The sequence below is a fragment of the Kribbella solani genome, from assembly GCF_014205295.1.
GTDB classification, from domain to species: domain Bacteria; phylum Actinomycetota; class Actinomycetes; order Propionibacteriales; family Kribbellaceae; genus Kribbella; species Kribbella solani.
Window position 1 is genome coordinate 24,136 of record NZ_JACHNF010000002.1, and the last position, 16,891, is coordinate 41,026.

At 68.4% G+C, this 16,891-nt stretch carries 23 protein-coding genes; 5 read left to right on the top strand and 18 right to left on the bottom strand.

Translation table 11 applies throughout. The features are described from left to right. Nucleotides 1–9 precede the first annotated feature (9 nt). A complete protein-coding gene (locus HDA44_RS36465; protein ID WP_337906848.1) occupies nt 10–822 on the top strand; it encodes an AAC(3) family N-acetyltransferase in 813 nt (270 codons plus the stop codon). 120 nt (nt 823–942) lie between these two features. Here the strand turns inward: HDA44_RS36465 and HDA44_RS36470 are convergent, their stop codons facing one another. The 4 genes from HDA44_RS36470 to HDA44_RS36485 form a co-directional block, all read right to left on the bottom strand. Beyond that, nucleotides 943–1,779 carry a helix-turn-helix domain-containing protein gene (locus HDA44_RS36470; RefSeq protein WP_184845078.1) on the bottom strand — a complete coding sequence of 279 codons (837 nt, stop codon included), beginning with the start codon at nt 1,777–1,779 and terminating at the stop codon, nt 943–945. 18 nt (nt 1,780–1,797) lie between these two features. Beyond that, on the bottom strand, nt 1,798–2,334 hold the full coding sequence (locus HDA44_RS36475; RefSeq protein WP_184845081.1) for a DUF6879 family protein: 537 nt from the start codon (nt 2,332–2,334) through the stop codon (nt 1,798–1,800). Next, nucleotides 2,331–2,555: a hypothetical protein gene (locus HDA44_RS36480; RefSeq protein ID WP_184845084.1), complete on the bottom strand. Its 225-nt coding sequence runs from the start codon at nt 2,553–2,555 to the stop codon at nt 2,331–2,333. Before HDA44_RS36480 ends, HDA44_RS36475 begins: the two co-directional genes overlap by 4 nt. Nucleotides 2,556–2,827: 272 nt before the next feature. Continuing rightward, complete coding sequence (locus HDA44_RS36485) at nt 2,828–4,075, bottom strand: hypothetical protein (RefSeq protein ID WP_184845096.1); 1,248 nt, start codon at nt 4,073–4,075, stop codon at nt 2,828–2,830. 320 nt (nt 4,076–4,395) lie between these two features. Here HDA44_RS36485 and HDA44_RS36490 point away from each other — a divergent pair, with 320 nt between their 5' ends. Continuing rightward, nucleotides 4,396–5,025, top strand: a complete 630-nt coding sequence (locus HDA44_RS36490) for a tyrosine-type recombinase/integrase (RefSeq protein WP_184845100.1) — start codon at nt 4,396–4,398, stop codon at nt 5,023–5,025. 100 nt (nt 5,026–5,125) lie between these two features. Here HDA44_RS36490 and HDA44_RS36495 read toward each other — a convergent pair whose 3' ends face one another. After that, nucleotides 5,126–5,311: a hypothetical protein gene (locus HDA44_RS36495; protein ID WP_184845103.1), complete on the bottom strand. Its 186-nt coding sequence runs from the start codon at nt 5,309–5,311 to the stop codon at nt 5,126–5,128. A gap of 449 nt (nt 5,312–5,760) precedes the next feature. Here HDA44_RS36495 and HDA44_RS36500 point away from each other — a divergent pair, with 449 nt between their 5' ends. Both HDA44_RS36500 and HDA44_RS36505 read left to right on the top strand, forming a co-directional pair. Then, a complete protein-coding gene (locus HDA44_RS36500; protein ID WP_184845107.1) occupies nt 5,761–6,999 on the top strand; it encodes a helix-turn-helix transcriptional regulator in 1,239 nt (412 codons plus the stop codon). 147 nt (nt 7,000–7,146) lie between these two features. Then, nucleotides 7,147–7,311, top strand: coding sequence for a hypothetical protein (locus HDA44_RS36505; protein WP_184845109.1), 165 nt, complete (start codon nt 7,147–7,149; stop codon nt 7,309–7,311). Between the two features lie 285 nt (nt 7,312–7,596). Here the strand turns inward: HDA44_RS36505 and HDA44_RS36510 are convergent, their stop codons facing one another. The 13 genes from HDA44_RS36510 to HDA44_RS36570 form a co-directional block, all read right to left on the bottom strand. Continuing rightward, the gene (locus HDA44_RS36510; RefSeq protein WP_184845113.1) at nt 7,597–8,043 is read right to left on the bottom strand and encodes a hypothetical protein; all 447 of its coding nucleotides are present in this window, start codon (nt 8,041–8,043) and stop codon (nt 7,597–7,599) included. A 145-nt stretch (nt 8,044–8,188) separates the two neighbouring features. Beyond that, entirely contained in the window at nt 8,189–8,899 is a 711-nt protein-coding gene (locus HDA44_RS36515) for a TIGR02391 family protein (RefSeq protein ID WP_184845116.1), read from the bottom strand. 21 nt (nt 8,900–8,920) lie between these two features. Continuing rightward, complete coding sequence (locus HDA44_RS36520) at nt 8,921–9,196, bottom strand: type II toxin-antitoxin system RelE/ParE family toxin (protein WP_184845119.1); 276 nt, start codon at nt 9,194–9,196, stop codon at nt 8,921–8,923. Next, entirely contained in the window at nt 9,193–9,447 is a 255-nt protein-coding gene (locus tag HDA44_RS36525) for a type II toxin-antitoxin system Phd/YefM family antitoxin (protein WP_184845122.1), read from the bottom strand. Before HDA44_RS36525 ends, HDA44_RS36520 begins: the two co-directional genes overlap by 4 nt. 89 nt (nt 9,448–9,536) lie before the next feature. After that, on the bottom strand, nt 9,537–9,989 hold the full coding sequence (locus HDA44_RS36530) for a hypothetical protein (protein ID WP_184845125.1): 453 nt from the start codon (nt 9,987–9,989) through the stop codon (nt 9,537–9,539). A 73-nt stretch (nt 9,990–10,062) separates the two neighbouring features. Then, nucleotides 10,063–10,413 (bottom strand): hypothetical protein, encoded by a 351-nt coding sequence (locus HDA44_RS36535; protein WP_184845128.1) that lies wholly within the window; start codon nt 10,411–10,413, stop codon nt 10,063–10,065. Between the two features lie 143 nt (nt 10,414–10,556). Next, nucleotides 10,557–12,371: a UvrD-helicase domain-containing protein gene (locus HDA44_RS36540; RefSeq protein ID WP_202888815.1), complete on the bottom strand. Its 1,815-nt coding sequence runs from the start codon at nt 12,369–12,371 to the stop codon at nt 10,557–10,559. 267 nt (nt 12,372–12,638) lie between these two features. Next, complete coding sequence (locus tag HDA44_RS36545; protein ID WP_184845131.1) at nt 12,639–12,842, bottom strand: hypothetical protein; 204 nt, start codon at nt 12,840–12,842, stop codon at nt 12,639–12,641. Beyond that, nucleotides 12,839–13,147: a hypothetical protein gene (locus tag HDA44_RS36550; RefSeq protein ID WP_184845134.1), complete on the bottom strand. Its 309-nt coding sequence runs from the start codon at nt 13,145–13,147 to the stop codon at nt 12,839–12,841. The genes HDA44_RS36545 and HDA44_RS36550 overlap by 4 nt, the downstream gene beginning before the upstream one ends. Beyond that, complete coding sequence (locus HDA44_RS36555) at nt 13,144–13,677, bottom strand: hypothetical protein (protein WP_184845137.1); 534 nt, start codon at nt 13,675–13,677, stop codon at nt 13,144–13,146. The genes HDA44_RS36550 and HDA44_RS36555 overlap by 4 nt, the downstream gene beginning before the upstream one ends. After that, complete coding sequence (locus HDA44_RS36560; RefSeq protein WP_184845140.1) at nt 13,674–14,246, bottom strand: antitoxin VbhA family protein; 573 nt, start codon at nt 14,244–14,246, stop codon at nt 13,674–13,676. Before HDA44_RS36560 ends, HDA44_RS36555 begins: the two co-directional genes overlap by 4 nt. Before the next feature lie 51 nt (nt 14,247–14,297). Next, nucleotides 14,298–15,017: a hypothetical protein gene (locus HDA44_RS36565; protein WP_184845143.1), complete on the bottom strand. Its 720-nt coding sequence runs from the start codon at nt 15,015–15,017 to the stop codon at nt 14,298–14,300. A 124-nt stretch (nt 15,018–15,141) separates the two neighbouring features. Continuing rightward, the gene (locus HDA44_RS36570) at nt 15,142–15,810 is read right to left on the bottom strand and encodes a hypothetical protein (protein WP_184845147.1); all 669 of its coding nucleotides are present in this window, start codon (nt 15,808–15,810) and stop codon (nt 15,142–15,144) included. A gap of 152 nt (nt 15,811–15,962) precedes the next feature. Here HDA44_RS36570 and HDA44_RS36575 point away from each other — a divergent pair, with 152 nt between their 5' ends. Continuing rightward, nucleotides 15,963–16,310: a hypothetical protein gene (locus HDA44_RS36575; RefSeq protein WP_184845150.1), complete on the top strand. Its 348-nt coding sequence runs from the start codon at nt 15,963–15,965 to the stop codon at nt 16,308–16,310. The last annotated feature ends 581 nt before the right edge of the window (nt 16,311–16,891 follow it).

Genomic DNA, 16,891 nt, shown 5'->3' on the forward strand with positions numbered 1-16,891 from the left:
TCTTCGGCCGTGATCGTGCACTCGTCGCTCAGCTCGTTCGGCCACGTCGACGGTGGCGCGGACGCCGTTGTCGATGCCTTGCTGGCCACTTGCGGGACCCTTCTTCTCCCAGGCGCAACCTCCCATGCGACTCGTGTGCCGGCGCCGCCAGATCTCGTGCGGGAGAACAACGCATCCCCCAACGTGTCCGACTGGGCGAGCTTCGATGCCGCCTTAGCGGAGGCCGCCGACTTCCACCGGGACCTGCCGATCAACCGAAACCTCGGGGTGATCCCTGAGACCTTGCGCCGCACCCGGCAACACGTCCGAAGCTGGCATCCGTGGTTCTCCTACATCGCAGCCGGCGCCGGTGCCGACGACCTCATCGCGCAGCAGCGCCTCGACTGGCCTCTAGGTCCCATCGAGGCACTGACGGAGCTCGGCGGACAGGTGCTCCTGCTTGGCGTCTCCCACACCACGAACACGACCATCCACCTCGGCGAGCAACTGCTCGGTCGCGCTCGCTTCTACCGGTACGCAAAGGCCGCACCAGGCGTGTGGATGGAACTCCCCAACATTCCTGGCGCCAGTCATCGCTTCGACGACATCGAGCCACACCTGCGTTCCTCCACCCGACGAGTCTCGATCGGCGCGTGCACTGCCTCCCTCGTTTCGGTCGCGGACGTGCTGGCTGTGACGCGTCATCTGATCGAGGCCTCGCCATCAGCTCTGCTCTGTGACGATCCAGCGTGCCAGTGCGCCGCCGCGATACAGCAGCGGCTACGCCAGGTAAGAGTCTTGGCGGCTGCCACCTCCGGCGCCGACAGAGCCCCAGGGGTTTGAGGATCCCCGGAGATCGCCCCCACTCGGTAGACCGTAGTGGCTACCTCGAGGGTTCGAGGTAGCTAGTTGCGATCCGCCATTCGTGGGCCAGCGATTCTGCTGTCATACCGGGACACTCGGTCATTCGGATTCTGCAGCAAGACCGCGGCACAACCTGGCTGCCTGCTCGCCGGTGATCGACTGAGCGAGCCAGCGGCTGTGCAGATCGCCGTAGAGCTTCAGGTCGTCCTCACCAGTGACGGTTGCTTCGCCATGGGTCAGTTCAGCCGTGACGACCTGGCTGCCGTCGCTGAGCTCGTAAAGGTTGTAGCCGCTCCAGGGGATCGCCGGCCACGGTGTGTTCTGGGGCACGATTCCGATCGTGAGCCAGTCGCCGCGTGTGGCGAGTTCGGCGAGGTGCTCCAACTGCGCGCGGGTGACGAACGGTGCGTGCAGGACCTGCTCGAGCATGACGAAGGAGAACTCTCGTGTGGTGTCGGCGAGGGCTTTCTGACGTTCGAGTCGTGCGGCGAGTGCAGCGTCGTGGTCGAACATGTGCTCGGAATCGGCCAATTCCATGATCGCCCTGGCGTACTGCGGTGTCTGAAGTAGGCCGTGGATGGTGATGGGATCAACGGCTCGCAGTACCCGGGTATCGGCCTCGATGTTGGTGACGTGGCTTTGCAGATGGGTTTGGTCGCGCAACTGGAGGCGGTAGGCCACCGTCTCCGAGTGGCTGGCCTCAGCCAGGGCGAGGACGGTCTCGCGGGTTGCGGCGTCCGCGTGGACAGTGTCGAGCCAGACGCGCGTCAACGGCAGAGACAGCAGACGCGCGCCGGACTCGGCTCGACTGATGGTGGGCTGACTGACCCCGAGCCGATCGGCCATCGCGCGCCCGCTGATGCCGGCCTGGCGTCGCAGCCGGGCAAGCTCGACGGCAACCTGCCGGCGGGCGGGAAGGGTTTCGGTAGAGGTCAAACTTGGCTCCAGACGGGGTCAGGCGCTCAGCTGCGCACGCCCTGAGTCGAAGGTGGTCAGGTAAGTGTTCAGCGACACGGCGTTGTTCCACAGCTCCGCGATCGCAACGAGCCCAGGCAAGAGTTCGGCGGCGGCCTGGTCGGCGCCGTGGAAGCCGCCCTGCTCGTCGTACTGCATGAGGTACGCGGCCGCGGTTGGAGTGCCGGCATCGAACAGCCAGAAGTCGCGGGCGACCAACTCGGGGTGCTGCGCGCGGTCGATCAGTCGGACCTGCTCGCCGCAGGCCTGTGACTCGACGTACCGGCCGACCTCCCACGCCTCGTACATGGTTGGCTGGGCGCTGATGAGACGTAGCCGACGCCATTCGCGGCCAGCCGCAGTTGAAGCGGCCATGTCGGCCAGCCAGGGGCTCGTCCGCACCGACCGTTCTGGCAGTGACCGCCCAGCGCGGAAGGCCTCCAGCTCTTCCACCTCGTCGGGTACGTCGTACGCCGGCAGGGTCTCCAGGCGAAAAGCCGAGACCGTGAAGTTCTTGAATCCGTCGACGAGGCTCATGCCGGGGCCTTCGTCAGCTGTTCGTAGGCACTGATGATCAATTCTCGAGGGACACGGAGCAGGCCCTCGTGGGCAGGGATGTCACCGATGGCCGACGTACTCACCGGGTCCAGGTTGTTGCCCTGAATGATGACCGTGTCAGGTGCCTGGTCGTCGACGTACACGGTCGGGCAGTTGCCGTTGGAGCAGGAGGGGTCGCCGCCGGCGATGCGAGTGATCATGGGTGCGCACCTTTCGTGGTGGTGATTCCAAATGATGCCACTACAGTCCCCCAGGCGCCGCCACCTGGTCAAGGGAGCTCGGATCCGGACGCCGGCGCTGGCCACGCAACAAGAGGTCCGACGATGCCACCGCCGTCTACATCGGCCCGCCCCTGGCTCATTCCGCCGTTATCAAGGCCCGCCGTCGATCGCTCCGGGGTTTCACAAAAACCGTTTCTTGTGGGAACCCAGCAGGGCCGCGACCGATCGGTCGCGGCCCTGGCCGTTTGGTTCTACTGGTCGCGGCGACGTCGCCACCAGCGGCCGTTCTTTCGGGGTGGTTCGCTGTTGGGATCTGGGGGCGGGGCCGGTGCGGGAGCGCTCGTATCAGTCTCGGGTTCGTTGCGGCGTGGGCGGTAGCGCTTGGTTTCGGGGTGCAGGACCGGGATGCCTCGTTGGGTCATGGCGGGGATGGTGTAGTCGCTGGAGTGCCAGCTGCGTACGGCGCCGCCGGCGAGTTCCTCGAGTTCGTCGTGGGTGCGGTGTCCCCATCGTGGGGATCCGTAGGGTTCGTCGAACCTGACGGCCTGGATGAGGCCGGCCTCGGAGTGGGGTCCGCCGAACCTGCCGGGCGGGTACAGCTGGACCCACCGCACGGTGTCGTGTGCCGCGCCGCCGAGCAGAAGTTCTGCCACGACGGCGGCAACTTCCTCGACGGCGTTGGTGATCGACTGGGAGTGGTTGTCGCCCATCTGGCCCATCACCACGACCGGCAGTTCGCCGGCGGGCCGGAACACCCGAACGTGGAACCGGCTCTGGTTCGCGCAGCCCTGCATCCGCCAGTCCAGGACTGCCTCGGTGTCCAGCGTCGGGCCGTCGTGCTGGCTGGCTCCCGGGTAGGCAGAGGTGGTGTGTTGCAGTTGCCCGATCTGCCCGGACAGCTCATGCAGCTTCGCCCCGGCGTCCTCGAGCAGGCCGGCGATCTTCTCGGCGGCCGCGCTGTGGGCGGCCGCGGCCGCGGCCTGGTTCGGGATGTCGGTGGCACCGGCCGCGGGCAGGGCGACGACGCTGCCCTTGCGGAGGTTCTCGGTGACCGGCTCGGTTATGTGGCTGACGAGGTCGGCGAGCAGCGCACTGACGCGGGAGGCCTCCTGCAGGGCGTTTGCTGCCTCGGGTGGCCAGCCGCGGTAGAGCCCGCGGCCGTAGAGCTCTGCGGTGCTGGTGAGCTGATCGAGGCGCGCCGCAGCGTGCCGGAGCTCTTCGCCGGTGTCTGGGTCGCCGGGTTCGTCGTGGTCGGCGTCTTCAACGAAGTGGTAGTTGCGGGTCGCCGGGCTGGCGCCGGCGCGCGCCGCGGCATCAGCGCGCAGCACGTAGCGCAGCTCGCTGCAGACCAGCTCCCGCAGCGGCAGGGTGAGCTCGGGTTCTTCGCCGTACGGATCCCGCACCACCAGGTCGGTCATCTTCATGCCGACGATGCCCTCGTCGAAGCTGCCAGCCCAGGTCCGGGCGGCGGAACTGACCTCGCGCATGTAGTCGTTCACGACACCCGACCCTAGGCCCTACACGGCGTGATGGCCCGGTGACACGAACCATGCCGCCAGCGGCGGCTGATTCCGCCGTTATCGCCCGCCGCCGTGAACCCCGTCCGGTGTCACAAAACGGTTCTCTGTGAGCGTGGCGACACGCCGTTGCCGTCGCGAGTTTTAGTACCGCTTTCGCGGCGGGTTCGGTCGGTGGCTGGTCGTACGGTCAGAACGGTTCCGCTTCGCAGCAGTAGCGGAACTGGACGCCGTACGACGGGTGCGCCGAGCACCAGGTCGTCGACGTCGACCAGGACCACGACGTCGACCAGGAGGCCGCGATGCCCGCACCACCACCGCCCACGAACAAGGGCCGGCGGTTCCCGCCCGAACCGCTGACCCGAGCTGAGCTCCGCCAGTTGGTCGGGGCCGCGTCGCGGACGACGTCGTCGGGGATCCGGATGCGCGCGATGGTCGGCGTGATGTTCGGTGCCGGTCTGCGGGTCAGCGAGGCCTTGGATCTGTGGCCGCGCGACGTCGACACTGCCGGCGGGAAGATCCGGGTCCAGCACGGCAAGGGCGACCAGTGGCGCGTGGTCGGCATCGATCCGGAGTCCGGCGCCCTGATCGATCACTGGCTGGAGCGCCGTACTGCGCTCGAGCTCGGAGGCCGGCACCGTCTGTTCACCACGTACAGCTCGAACAACCACGGTCAGCCGATGAGCGACCGCTATATCCGCGCGGCCCTGGCCCGCCTGGCGGTCAAGGCCGGCCTGGACAAGCGGGTCCACCCGCACGGGCTACGGCACTCGCTCGCGGTTGACCTCAGTGATTCCGGCGTGCCGCTGCGGGCGATCGCCGACCAGTTCGGCCACGCATCGACCGCCACGACCGACGAGTACCTGCGACGTCTCAACCCCAGCCAGCTGGTCGACGTGATGACCGCCCGGCGCTGGCAGGAGGCAACATGACTGAGGCCGGCTCACGGGTAGAGAGGGACCCACTGCGTCTCGCAGACAATCTGATCGCCGCGTTCGAAAAGCTGCGCACGCGGTCAGACGGGATCGCAGTTCAGGTCCACCAGACCCGCGAGATGCGGAGTACCGGGTTGTGGCCGATGTGCTTTACCGGACCGGCTCCGGATGCCTGGTCGTGGTCGGCGTAGAGCACGCACCGGACTCCGTCCTTGGTTGCTGTGCACGTCTCGTACTCGCCGATTCGGTACGTCGTCTTGACCGGCGCTTCGGGCTGGGTCATGCCCGCGTGCCCGGGCCCGGCTGGACCGGTTCGCACACCACGTTGCAACGCTGCGAGTAGTCCTGACGCTGCTGGGCCTCCAGGCGCCGGCCGACGTCGGCCGGGCCGCTCCAGTCGGAAATGAGCTCGGTTCCCAGCCAGACCCGGACCCGTACGTCGGGGCCTGGGGGTGGCAGGAGTGTTCGTGCGGCAGCGGCGTTCATGGTTCCCCGTTGGTCGGCTGGAATGGCCAGGGCGCCAGGCCGATCAGGGGAGATCACAGAGTGTGGCGCCAGCGCCCTGGCCGTACGGAGATCCTCGCGGCGGCAGCGGGTGATCAACAGGGACGAAACGTACACGTTTCGGATCCGGGTGACGAAGGGGAGACGCTGCGTGCACGCGGCGAGTACCGGGCACAAATCCGGGGCGTACCGTGGAAGGTGCTGAGTCTTCCGAAAGGTACGCCCCGGATGAACCACGATACCCCTGATCACACTCCGAACACCGGCGATGCCGTACGCCGCATCAGGTACCGCCGCAAGCTGACGCAGGAGGAACTGGCCGAACGCGCTGGCCTGTCCGAGGCCACGGTCAAGTCGATCGAGACCGGCAAGCGGCAAGGCCGGATGCCGACACTCGCAAAGCTCGCCCGTGCCCTCGGAGTTTCCACCACCGACCTGTTGATCCCGGCCGCCGGCGCCCCGGTCGTCCCGGAGGCCGACCCGGACGGGCTGCTTGCGGTACGCCGTGCCCTGACCCCACCGCTCGGGATCGACCTGACCGGCGACCTCGAGCCGGAACAGCCGGGACCGTGGGTGGAGACGCTGGCCTACGCCGAACGGCTCTACATGGACGATCGCTACGACGCCGTGCTCCAGGCCGTGCCCGTCCTCATCGAAGAGGCCTCGATCCTGCACCGCGCGAACCCGGCCGAACCGCGGCCGCTCGCGCAGGCCTACCTGTATGCGGCCAACGCCCTCACCCAGCTCCGGCAGCTGGACCTGGCCAACCACGCACTCGACAAGGCGATGCGGGTCGCGTACGACACCGGCGACGAGCTGCTCGCAGCCTGGGCGGTCGGGATCCAGTGCTGGACCCTGCTGCTGCAGCGCCGGTTCCGTGAGGTGGAGCAACTGGCCGTCCAGACGGCCGAGCGGATCGAACCGAAGATGTCCGACCCGGCGTCACCACAGGTCGCGACCTGGGGATGGCTGATGATGCGCGCGTCGGCGGCCGCGATCCGCGACGCGCGCACCGACGACGCCGAGACTTACATGCGGCAGGCCAAGATGGCCGCGTCCCGGCTCGACGGCGAGCAACTGGCAGCCAGTGCTGGTGTTGGTGTCTGGTCGCCGCCGCCGGTACGGCGGTTCTGCGAGACAACCGTGGGCTTCAAATCCGTCGAGAACGCGATCCTGATCGGGGAGCACGGCAAGGGCCTCGAGCTCGCCGCACGGGTGGTCCCGTCGAGGATTCCCACGGTGAACAACCGCAATCGGCACAAGCTGGATCTGGCCGCCGCGCATGTTGCGTCCGGCAACCAGGCCGACGCGATCGAGTCCCTGATGGATCTGCGGGACGCGGCGCCGAAGTGGCTCAGCCACCAGGGTTACGCCCGCGAGATGATCCGCGAACTCGTCGAGCACCGCCGCCGCGCGTACGCCGACCAGCTCGGCGAGCTCGCCGACCACGTCGGCCTCCCGGTCTGACCCGGGATCTCAGACGGGAAAGCGGTCGACGCGAAGTACGGCGACCTCGCGCTGGGGCTCGAGCAGGAAGTAGGGGTGTCGTGACGAGCCCGATGTAACGGTTGCCGAGGGCATTGCGATACCTCTCCCAGGGGAGGAAGTGATCTGATGCAACGACGCTGCCGGTACCAGCCAGCCAGGGCGGGGACGGCGGATCCGTACGTCGCGGACCTGGTACGGCGGTTGCGTGGATTGCTGGCGATCGTCACGCGGCCGGCGGCGCGCTGTCAGGACCCGGTGCGGCGCGACGACGAGCTCTTGGACCGGCTCTAGCTGGTGGCCGGTGGCGCGCTCGCCACCGGTGGGAAACCGTCGGCTATGCCGACCAACACGTCCTCGGAGCGCAGCGCAGAGGGCCGAGCGAAGCGAGGTTCGCAGGACACGTGTTGCCAGGTTCCCTTATGCCCTTTTGCTTCTCTGTCGTCTGTTCCACGTCCGGAGCGTTAGCGGAGGACTGGAACGCTCGTGTATCAGGGGAACTCGTCGGTACGTACCGGTCCGGGCGACGGTCGCCTTGCGCGGAGCGCGTGTACGGTCCGGTGCTGTCTCCCCTGGTCATCAGGCCTTTTGTCCGTACCCCTGTTGAGAAGGTCGTGGCACCGCCGTACGGGTCTGCACAGGCAGATCTTCGTCGTCGTGCTCGTCCTCGTCGTCGGCTTCGAGGTAGCTGTCGTACAGGCCGGGGTCCCGGCGCGGGTTGGTGTCTTCTTCCCAGGCGTTGCGGGCCGGCCATTCCGAGCGGGTCTCGGCCGCGTTGATGGCGCGGTCTGCGAGGGGGTCCTGGACGCGGGTCATCTCGGCTCCGGGATCCCCGTCGTAGACCAGGAACTGGCCGCGGTGGTCACGGGCCAGGGCGATGCCGTGCAGCGGCGGCTGGGGCTCTGTGTCGAGGTCCGGGATGGCCAGGACGACTTGTGTCACCTCTTCGTCGAGGTATTCGTCGTGCAGGTCGACGCGGACGAGCAGCGGTACGTCGTACTGAACCCAGCGGGTGTGTTTGGCCACGGCAGGAAAAACTACTCGCCGCACGAGCACGGCAGAACCAGCCGGCATCTCCGATATGTATTTAGGACGTACTTATCGACGGCGGCTGGCTCAGGGTGCTGGAGGACTCAAGCCGGTGGAGGACCTGTCCGGCGTACAGGGCCGACTATTCGTCGGCGACGTCGGCGAGCCACTCGGTTTCGTCGGTCCAGCGGGCGACGATCGACAAGACTCCCAGCATCTCCAGGGCGTGCTGTTCGGGCCATTCGTCGTTGCTGTGGGCGGCCAGATTGCGGATGCCGGCGAAAGCTCCCTGCGCGATCAGGTGCAGTCCCTCCTGCCGGGACCGCCAGTTGTCGGTGCCGGGGTCGCCCGGAACGTGCAGCCGGGGCCGCCCGGGCGCGGGCTTGGGCGAGAAGACCTCCGCGACCAGGGCCCGGTCGGTCAGGGAACTGCCGGCCTTCTGGGCGATGTGCGCCGACAGGGAGGTCGCGGCAGCGCCTACGGCGACCCGGTACTTGCCAGTTCCCCACAGCGGTTCGGCCGCGTTCCAGATGTTGGGGTGGAACTGGTCAGCACCGACAGCAGGACCGTCGGGTGCGAGGTTCGTCTTCACCAACTCGGCATCGCGGGCGACTCCGAGAGCCTCTTCAGCGAGCTCCCTGTACACATCGGCCTGCTTCGTCAGGTCGACCGGAACGGTGCCTGGCAGCACCACGTCGAGTGCCCGGGCGATCTTCTTGAACGTCGGAAGCTCGCTGCGGTATTTGGCTTCCAGGTCGTGGTCGATCGGCGTGACCTTCCACGGGTCGTTCGTGCCGGGCAGGAGGCTGACGGTACGGCAGGTCGTGTGAAAAGCCTGGATGCGTTCAACCATCCACTGGTAGTTCATCGGCTGTCATCCGGTCCGGCCGGCATGGATCACGACCACGGTCACCCGGTTGTCGTCGACGTTGTAGAGCACGCGGTAGCGGCCGGACCTTAGCCGCCGGCGGTCCGGCGTACCGTACGCCACCGTGTCGGCCGGGCGCGGCTCGACGGCGAGCTGATCGACCGCCTGGAACAGCTCAGCCAGGCCGTCCGGGTCGTCCTTGAGGAACCCGGCCGCCTGGTCCAGGGCTCGCTCGTCCCAGATGACCTCGTACCGCGCTCCCCCGGCGCTGCCCTCGGTCACGCCTCAGCGATCCCGAGCCGCTCGCGGGCCTCACGGTGCGAAACCGTGCGCAGCGTACCCGCGGCCTTCTCAGCGTCGTACCTGGCAAACGCCAACTCGTCCTCCAGGTCCTCGAGCTCCTGGGCGTTGATGATCACCGCGGCCGGCTGGCCGTGGTCGGTGATCGTGGTCCGCACGCGCCGGGTGCTGGCCCGGCGTACGAGGGTCCCGAACTGGCTACGGGCCTCGGTGATCGGCAGCGTGTCACTCATGTACGGAACTGTACTCTTCTGCCCACATCACGAGTGCGTCAACGCCACGCTGTCGACAGCCGATCAGGACCGGGCAGGTCTGACGTTGATCACGAACTGGCAGGCTTGCGACTCATCGACATGAGGATCGCGATCGACTTCCGCCGGCTCTCCTTTGTGGGCGGCTCAGCGACCGCCTTCGCCTCCACACACGCCCGATGACCCCACTGCGCGGTCAGCGGCCACCGGGCGATCTCCACCCCGGCATGGATCGACTCGGGGCAGAACGGGCACGCGCTGTCCTTGCGCGCCAGCATGATGTCGAGCTGCCACTGCTCGCGGTATGGGTGCGGCGGCACCGGCTCGCCCGCAGCTGCAGCGATCAACACCGCGGCCTCGCGTTCGGTCAGCCCGATCGACAGCCCGCGACGCTCACGGGCCGACACGACGTCGAGCACCCGCAGCGTCCGCGTCAGGTCGGACCCCGCCACGGCGTCGGCCTGGATCTTGTGGTGGAGACCTCGCGCCAGCACGCGCACCTGGTCGTCGTTGAGCTGTGGCATGCGATGAACGGTATCGACGCTTCACTCGCTGCCGAGCGTTGTGGCGCCCGTGTCGATGAGTACGTCGGGCAGATCAGTAGTCGTCTGCGTTGCGCACGGCCAGTTGATGCGGACCGTCGTGGCCGGCGTCACCGACACAGGCCAGGTAGTCGCCCGGGTCTCCGTCATCACCATCGAAGGACTCGCTGTAGAAACAGCGCGGCTTCCGAGCTCGGGCGCGGGTAGCGGCCTCTTCCTGCCGCTTCACCCATTCCGCGCTCGGCTGACAGGGCAGCAGGGTCTTGTCGTCGTTGGTGACCGTCCCCTCGTACCGCCCGCAGTTGACGCACTGGAACAGATCGGTCGCCCGGTCGTACTCGAACTCGTGGCCCTGCCAACCGCCGGCAGGCGACTGGACCTGGACTTCGTGAACCCGGATCTCCATACCCGCGAGTGTGGCAGTCACGACCGACAGATCGCGGCCGTACGAACCCAACCGGTTTTAGTCACAACCATCCGCCGGTGACGGAAACCAAGACGCTGGCGGACGCCTGCCCAGAGATAACGTCACATCGTTGATTGGTGGCGTTATCGTTCGCGGCGCGGGACGCCGGCGAGGTGGTCATCGATCCAGTTCAGGCCGCCGCGGTCCAGCTGGTGCTGAGCGCGGGTGACGGCGACGTAGGCGAGCATCGCGTCGGCGCGGGGCAGTTCGCCGGGCTGGCCGTCGTCTGTGGCCTTGGGCTGGCGGAAGTCGTCGGCGATCTTGACGCGGTGCCACTCGCGGCCCTTGGCCTTGTGGGCGGTGGAGATCGTCAGCTGCGCGGCGCTTTCGCGGACGAGGCGGTCCGCGGCCCGGATCAGTTCGTCGGGGCCGTGGTCGTCGACGAGGCGGACGAACACCTTCAGGTCGCTGCCGGCCTCGTCCTGGTCGACGTAGTCCTGGACTTCGCGCCAGCTGGTGAACGCGCACAGCTCGGGGTGCTGGGTCGTCTTGCCCCGTTGCAGGTCCAGGGCTGCTTCGGCCATCGACTTGATCGAGCTCGCACCACCGACCAGCGCGACTCTGGTACCGGCGTCCATCGCCTTCATCGCCTGCGACATCGCTTCGGCGTTGGTCCGGCACAAGACGGCATCGGGCGCGGGCAGCGGGCCAACCGTGGACTGAACGGAGGCCGTGCCGGACAGCCGGAGCCGGGCGCCGATCGCGGTCAGCCACTTGTTCGCCTCGGCGGCGATTGCGTCGCCGAACCGCCAGGACTGGGTCAGCTGGAGCCGGGTGTTGGCCGGCCAGGACTCCAGCGCGTCGATCGCTCCGCGCCATTGGTAGATCGCCTGGTTGCTGTCGCCCACGGCCACCAGCTGGGCCTGCTGGGCCTGGACGACCTTGGCGATCACCGGGTTGGCGTCCTGGGCCTCGTCGAAGAACACGACGTCGGTGTTCAGGCTGGGCTCGCTCAGCGCCCATTGCTTCAGGTACACGTCGTGGCTGTAGCGCAGCCGCCCGGTCCGGCCCTGTAGCTCCGCCCACATCTTCTGCGCGACCGGCACCACGAACTCCTGCAACGCCTCCCGTGCCGTGCCGTCGACGCCGTTCACCGCCGGCACGTGGTACCGGGTGATCCCGGTGTCCGCGGACTGGCAGAACCGATCGACCGTGTTCGACGCGATCCGGGCCAGCGACACCGCGTCCAGGACCCGTTTCCCCGTCGCGTCCGACAGCTCCAGCGAGTGCGTGATCCGCATGATCCTGGCCGCTTCGCGGGCCGGGACCCGCGGCCCGTTCAACCGGTCCCGGTAGTGCTTCCCGTGGGCCTGGTACGCCAGGCTGTGCGCCGTCGAGCACAGCACGCTGCCCGGGAACTTCTTCTTGGCCTCGGTCGCGACCGACTTGTTGAACGCCACGTAGATCCCGCGCCGTCCAGGCGGCATCGTCAGCGCAGCAAGGCGAAGCGTCGACGTCTTCCCCGTTCCCGCACCCGCTTCAACGACCAGGTTGCCGCCGGCAGCGAACGCGTCCACGATCGCCGCCTGCTGCCCCGTCGGCCGCAACCCATCCACCACCGGCCGGCCAGCAGCACCCTGACCCCGAGCCGAGCCACCCGCCAGAGCAGCCGCCGGGGCGGCCGGCGCGAGACGCACAGGAACCTCCTCTGGAGGCTTCGCCGACCAGACCGGCACCACCGGCTCAGGCACGGCAGGATCGGGTACGACGGGCCCAGGTACGGCGTGCGCGGGGAGGAATCCCAGCAGGCCCTTGACCCGGCGCGATAGCGACCGCAGTTGGTCGTCGGGGACCTGGTCGACGTCGGCCGATTCCAGCCGGCGGCGCAACTCCCCCAGATCCGCCATCACCGCCGATCGCAGCCCCGTGGCCGGGTCCTCGTGACGCTCCCGGTACATGGCCTGCTTGCACCCCGGCGAGCAATACACCATTGCCCGCCCCGGCCCGGCCCGCCGCACCAGGAACTCCTCCCCACACCGCGCACACTTGCGCTCCTTCGGAGCCCCTGCCGCAATCGTCGCCCTTTTCGTCACAATCAATAATGTTACGAAAACATTCGCGATGTGCAACCTCCCCGGCTTGGCGTGTTTCCGTCACACCAGCAGCAGGCACCGTTTTGCACCGGGGCCGTTCGTCGGTGCCTGGGCCGCCCGGCAGCGGTTGTTTCAGTCTTGGATTTCGCGGCCCAGCCGTGCGTACGGCGGGTACTTGGCGCCGCGGGGCACCCAGACAGTCAGGCAGGCGAATTCCCCACCGGTGTCGCAGTCCGGCCGATGCGTGATCCAGGGCCGGACCCCGCAGCCGGGGCAGGGCTGCTTCTCGATCGCGGGCAACGGCGGCAGCTTCGAACGACGAGCGCCGGCGGTCATGACTGGCGCTTCGTGCTACGGGACCGTGGCGCCGGATTCCCGGCCGCGCGGGCGCGTTGGATCCAGGACGCGATGGTCACGAGCGTTCCGTACTCCCAGTCGGCCAGCCAGGCGATCATGCGCCGGTCGTAGGCGCCCAGCTCGACGCCGGCGGCGGCCAGCTCGTCCAGGATGATCGCGGCGTCCTCGCGGCGACGCTGCGCACGTACCTCGTCGGTGTAGGGGATGGTCTGCTGGGCGCGGATCCAGGCCGGGTCACGGTGCGGCTCGGTCTCGATCGGTCCGGTCGGGATCTCGGGTTTCACTGGCCGGTCTCCGCTCTTCCGGTGGCCTCGTGGATGGGTCGGGTGGCCTCGCGGGTCCGGACGCCGATCGGCAGTTCCGGCAGGACGGGGTCGTCGTCCTCGACGGCGTACCACTGGTTCGGGGTCCGGTCGGGGTGGCGCTTGTAGTACGCCACGGAGTAGTCCCGCCGGATCCGCGCCTTGCGGTCCTGGTCGACGTCGTCGCGGATCGAGTCGGCCGGGTGTCCGGTGAGCTCGGCGATCTCGTCCGGGTCGGCGCCTTCGTCCAGCAGCCCGAAGACGGCCGCCTCCAGGAACCGCTTGCAGGCCCACTGCAGGTTGCGTGCGGTCAGGATCTTCGACCGCAGATCGGGCTCCTCGCGCAGCAGGTCGTCCGCCCTCCTGATCGTGGCGTCGCGGCCCAGGTCCTTCCATGCCTCGCGCAGGTCGACGTACTCCGAGCGCGGTGCCGGGCAGTCGTCGACGCTGCGCGGCGCCGTACGTTCCATCGCCGGTCCGGGCGCCGGGTCGGGCGCCGGGTCGGTGGTCATCGGCCTGTGCTCCGCTCCAGTTCATGCTTCGCCTGGTCGATGAGGGCCTTGGCCTGGCTGATCAGCCGCGCTGCTTCGTGCCGGTGCTCGTGGTCGGCCGGGCCGTGCCCTTCGGGCCAGTCGGAGTTCATCCAGTCCCGTGCGGTGCTGAGCCCGTTCCTGGCCTCGTTGAGGGCGTCGCGGGTGTTCTTGGCGATCTCGATCCAGGTCGGCAGTTGCTGTGCCATGGCGCTGGTTCCTTCCGTAGACAGGTCGGGTGTGTTGAGGGTGGCGGCCGCGGTGTCGATGAGTACGTCGGGCAGGAACGCCTGGACGAGCTCCTCCACCACGCGCTCGTCAGCGTCGTCTCCCGCCGTTTTGCCGGTGGGCAGCTCGTGCAGGGCGCGGGTACGGCGTCCCAGCTCGTCGACGTCGATGCGACCGTCGATCCACTGGTCCTGCAGCGCCCGGGCGGCGTCGGTCGATCGCCCGCCCTCGAGCTCGGTCGAATGCCGGACCGACGCCACCGCGGTGGCGCGTTCCTCGCGCGTCAACTGCGGGTCGGCCTGGTCGTCAGGTTCGGTGGTCATCCCAGTCCCCTCTCCGGTCGGGCTCGGAGTCAGTTCGGAGTCGGTTCGGTGTCAGTACACCCAGCGGGCGAGCGGGTCGCCGCCGGTCAGGATCGTGTTGACCCTGGTGGCGGTCTTGCCGTACGCCGTGGTCTGGGCTGAGGTCAGCTCGACGTCGGCGCCGGTGGCGGCACTGGTCCGGACGACGTCGAGCAGGACGGTCGTGTCGTCGTCGGGCGGCAGGTTCAGCAGGCGGCTGATCCGGGTCAGGGGCTGGATCAGCTCGGTCAGGGGCGGCGGCTCGGATTCGCCGCCGTAGGCGATCTGCTCGAGCAGTTCCGCCAGATCGGACATCCGCTTGCGGTGCCACGGATTCCCGGCCTCGCGCCGGGCTGCCGGCATCAGCGCCACCTCGAGCTGGACGACCGCGGCCGCAAGCAACTCCCGGTCCGCGGCGGCGATCGGCACGGCCCGGAACGGCACGCGTTCGCGGCTGCCGCTGAGCAGCCGGGGCCGGGTGCTGGCGTCCGGCTCGATCCGGGGCAGCGCCAACTCGTCCACCGCGCCCCGCAGCACCTCCCAGACCCGGTACAACGCAGCCAGTGCCCCGTCGCGGCCCGCGAGCGGCGCCGGCAGCACCCACGGCTCCGGATCCTCAACCGAGTCCTCCTCGGACACCACGAGGGCCAGCAGGAGCTCCTCCGCGTGCTCGAAGATCGGTCGCAGTTCCTCGACGTCGGGCACCAGCACCCAGTCCGTCCCGGCTCCTGTCGTACCTGCCGTCGTACCCACCTCTTGTCCTCCTTCGACGCTGCTCGACTGTGGCCGTATCCGTGCCGGTGATCCGGGGGGTGATTCCGCGGTCATCGCTGCCCCCAGTGTTCGTGTGCGGATTGGCCGGGCGATTCCGGTGGCATCACCCACGCCCGTCTCCCCCTGCGCTCTCGGTGGGTTCGGCCTGCATCTCTTGCCAGGTCTCCCGGATCGCTTTGCGGACGATCTGGTCCGTGCGCTGCCTGGTCTCCTCGGAAACCTCGACGTACGAGCCCCACCGGGTGTGTGCGGCCTGGCGGCTCATGCCGGCGGCCTCGCCGATGTCGGCCCACGTCGCGCCGCCGGTCTTGGCATCGCGCACCGCCTCATCCAGCGCCTGGCGGGACAGCACCGCGGCCGCGGCCGCGTCCTTCACCCTGCCCAGCCGCCGGTACGGCGCCATGTGCTCGATCCACGCATCGTGCGCCACGTCCTCCACGTCACGGCCGTCGGGCAGAAACGCGTCGTCGGGGTGGTAGCCACCATCCTCGCCCTGCACCGTGGCATCGCGGTCCCAGCGCTCACCACGCCAGCCGCACGTGCACGCCGCCTGCCACCCCGCGAGCTGCTCCCACGCGACCAGCTCGCTCACGTCCTCGTCGCCCGGCGACCGCCCCTCGGCCCAGGCCGCCGCGGCCCGCACCTGCGCATCCGGCCGCCAGATCCACAGACCGTCCGCGCTCGACGAGCCCGACTCCCGGCCATCCACGGTCACAAACACCGCGTACCCCTCGTGATCCTCCAGACCCTCCCCCTCGAACGCCCAGCCCATCACCCAACTCCCATCATCGTCACAACTACTTGACACCTTGCTGTCAATACCGTTTGACGAGAGTCTGTCAGGAAAGGTTGACGGGCGTCAAGTGGTCACTCTTAGCCGATTTGGATCGCAGTCGATCCAGATGGTTGGCCATTCTCGAACACATGTTCGATACTGCGGGAGTGGGCAAGGCGATCAGCGACCGCTACGGCACCGAAGGGTTCGAGGACAACCGCCCGAAACCGCAGCGGGTCATGAACGAGTCCTGGCCGGCACCCGAGGTGGCGCGGGCGCTGAAGGACGTTGAGGCGTGGAAGCAGATCGACGTCGAGGCACGAGTGGTCCTCGAGCAGGACGGCCAGCAGGTGATGCACGGCCGTGCGGTGCGCTGGACCCGGCTGCACGTGTGCGTCCTGCTGCCCGATCGCAGGTTGCTGGTGCCCTACGTGTGGCTCAACCCCAGCGACGTACGCCGGACCGAGCAAGCCCCACCCGCGGCACCTGGTTCATGACCCGGACCGACCCCGCGACCGACACCCACACCACCACAGCCCCCCAAGCCCCCCCCCCCCCCGAGCCCCAGTCCTCAACACACCCGACCGCTAAGCCGCCTCAAACCTCGACAACCACACTCCACTCCAACACCTCTCCACCCACTCCTCCCCCCTTCACCCCAACCACCACCAACTCTCTTTCTGCCCATCCCGACCGACACCTCCCTCGTCGTCGTTGGAGGAGGGAGGTGTCGGTCGGGATGGGCAGAAACCGCAGGTCACGGACCTGCGGGGTGTGGTTCGGAGGATCACCCCAGGAACACCCTAGGAACACCCGCCGGTGGTCGTCACGGCCCGGCACAGCGGCCGCATTCGTCACTGCGTGACGGTTCGCCGCTCAGACAGAGCGTACGCCGGACAAGCGCCCCGATCAGGCCGGGCACACCGACCGCCGCCAACCTGACTTCTCAGTTCGGGTGCAGGCCCGTGGCCGGGGCGGGCGGGTCCCAGGTATCCCAGTCGGAGCCCTCCAACGCCGTGCCGGTGAGGTCGACGACATCCTCGACTTCACCCCACTCCCCCGGTTCGGTGTCTGCCGG

Coding starts and splice junctions, on each gene's coding strand:
- HDA44_RS36525 (WP_184845122.1), bottom strand. CDS start 9,447: ATGAGTGACACGCTGCCGATCACCGAGGCCCGTAGCCAGTTCGGGACC.
- HDA44_RS36490 (WP_184845100.1), top strand. CDS start 4,396: ATGCCCGCACCACCACCGCCCACGAACAAGGGCCGGCGGTTCCCGCCC.
- HDA44_RS36540 (WP_202888815.1), bottom strand. CDS start 12,371: ATGTACCGGGAGCGTCACGAGGACCCGGCCACGGGGCTGCGATCGGCG.
- HDA44_RS36535 (WP_184845128.1), bottom strand. CDS start 10,413: ATGGAGATCCGGGTTCACGAAGTCCAGGTCCAGTCGCCTGCCGGCGGT.
- HDA44_RS36480 (WP_184845084.1), bottom strand. CDS start 2,555: ATGATCACTCGCATCGCCGGCGGCGACCCCTCCTGCTCCAACGGCAAC.
- HDA44_RS36545 (WP_184845131.1), bottom strand. CDS start 12,842: ATGACCGCCGGCGCTCGTCGTTCGAAGCTGCCGCCGTTGCCCGCGATC.
- HDA44_RS36555 (WP_184845137.1), bottom strand. CDS start 13,677: ATGACCACCGACCCGGCGCCCGACCCGGCGCCCGGACCGGCGATGGAA.
- HDA44_RS36505 (WP_184845109.1), top strand. CDS start 7,147: ATGCAACGACGCTGCCGGTACCAGCCAGCCAGGGCGGGGACGGCGGAT.
- HDA44_RS36475 (WP_184845081.1), bottom strand. CDS start 2,334: ATGAGCCTCGTCGACGGATTCAAGAACTTCACGGTCTCGGCTTTTCGC.
- HDA44_RS36575 (WP_184845150.1), top strand. CDS start 15,963: ATGTTCGATACTGCGGGAGTGGGCAAGGCGATCAGCGACCGCTACGGC.
- HDA44_RS36500 (WP_184845107.1), top strand. CDS start 5,761: ATGAACCACGATACCCCTGATCACACTCCGAACACCGGCGATGCCGTA.
- HDA44_RS36495 (WP_184845103.1), bottom strand. CDS start 5,311: ATGACCCAGCCCGAAGCGCCGGTCAAGACGACGTACCGAATCGGCGAG.
- HDA44_RS36570 (WP_184845147.1), bottom strand. CDS start 15,810: ATGGGCTGGGCGTTCGAGGGGGAGGGTCTGGAGGATCACGAGGGGTAC.
- HDA44_RS36515 (WP_184845116.1), bottom strand. CDS start 8,899: ATGGTTGAACGCATCCAGGCTTTTCACACGACCTGCCGTACCGTCAGC.
- HDA44_RS36530 (WP_184845125.1), bottom strand. CDS start 9,989: ATGCCACAGCTCAACGACGACCAGGTGCGCGTGCTGGCGCGAGGTCTC.
- HDA44_RS36560 (WP_184845140.1), bottom strand. CDS start 14,246: ATGACCACCGAACCTGACGACCAGGCCGACCCGCAGTTGACGCGCGAG.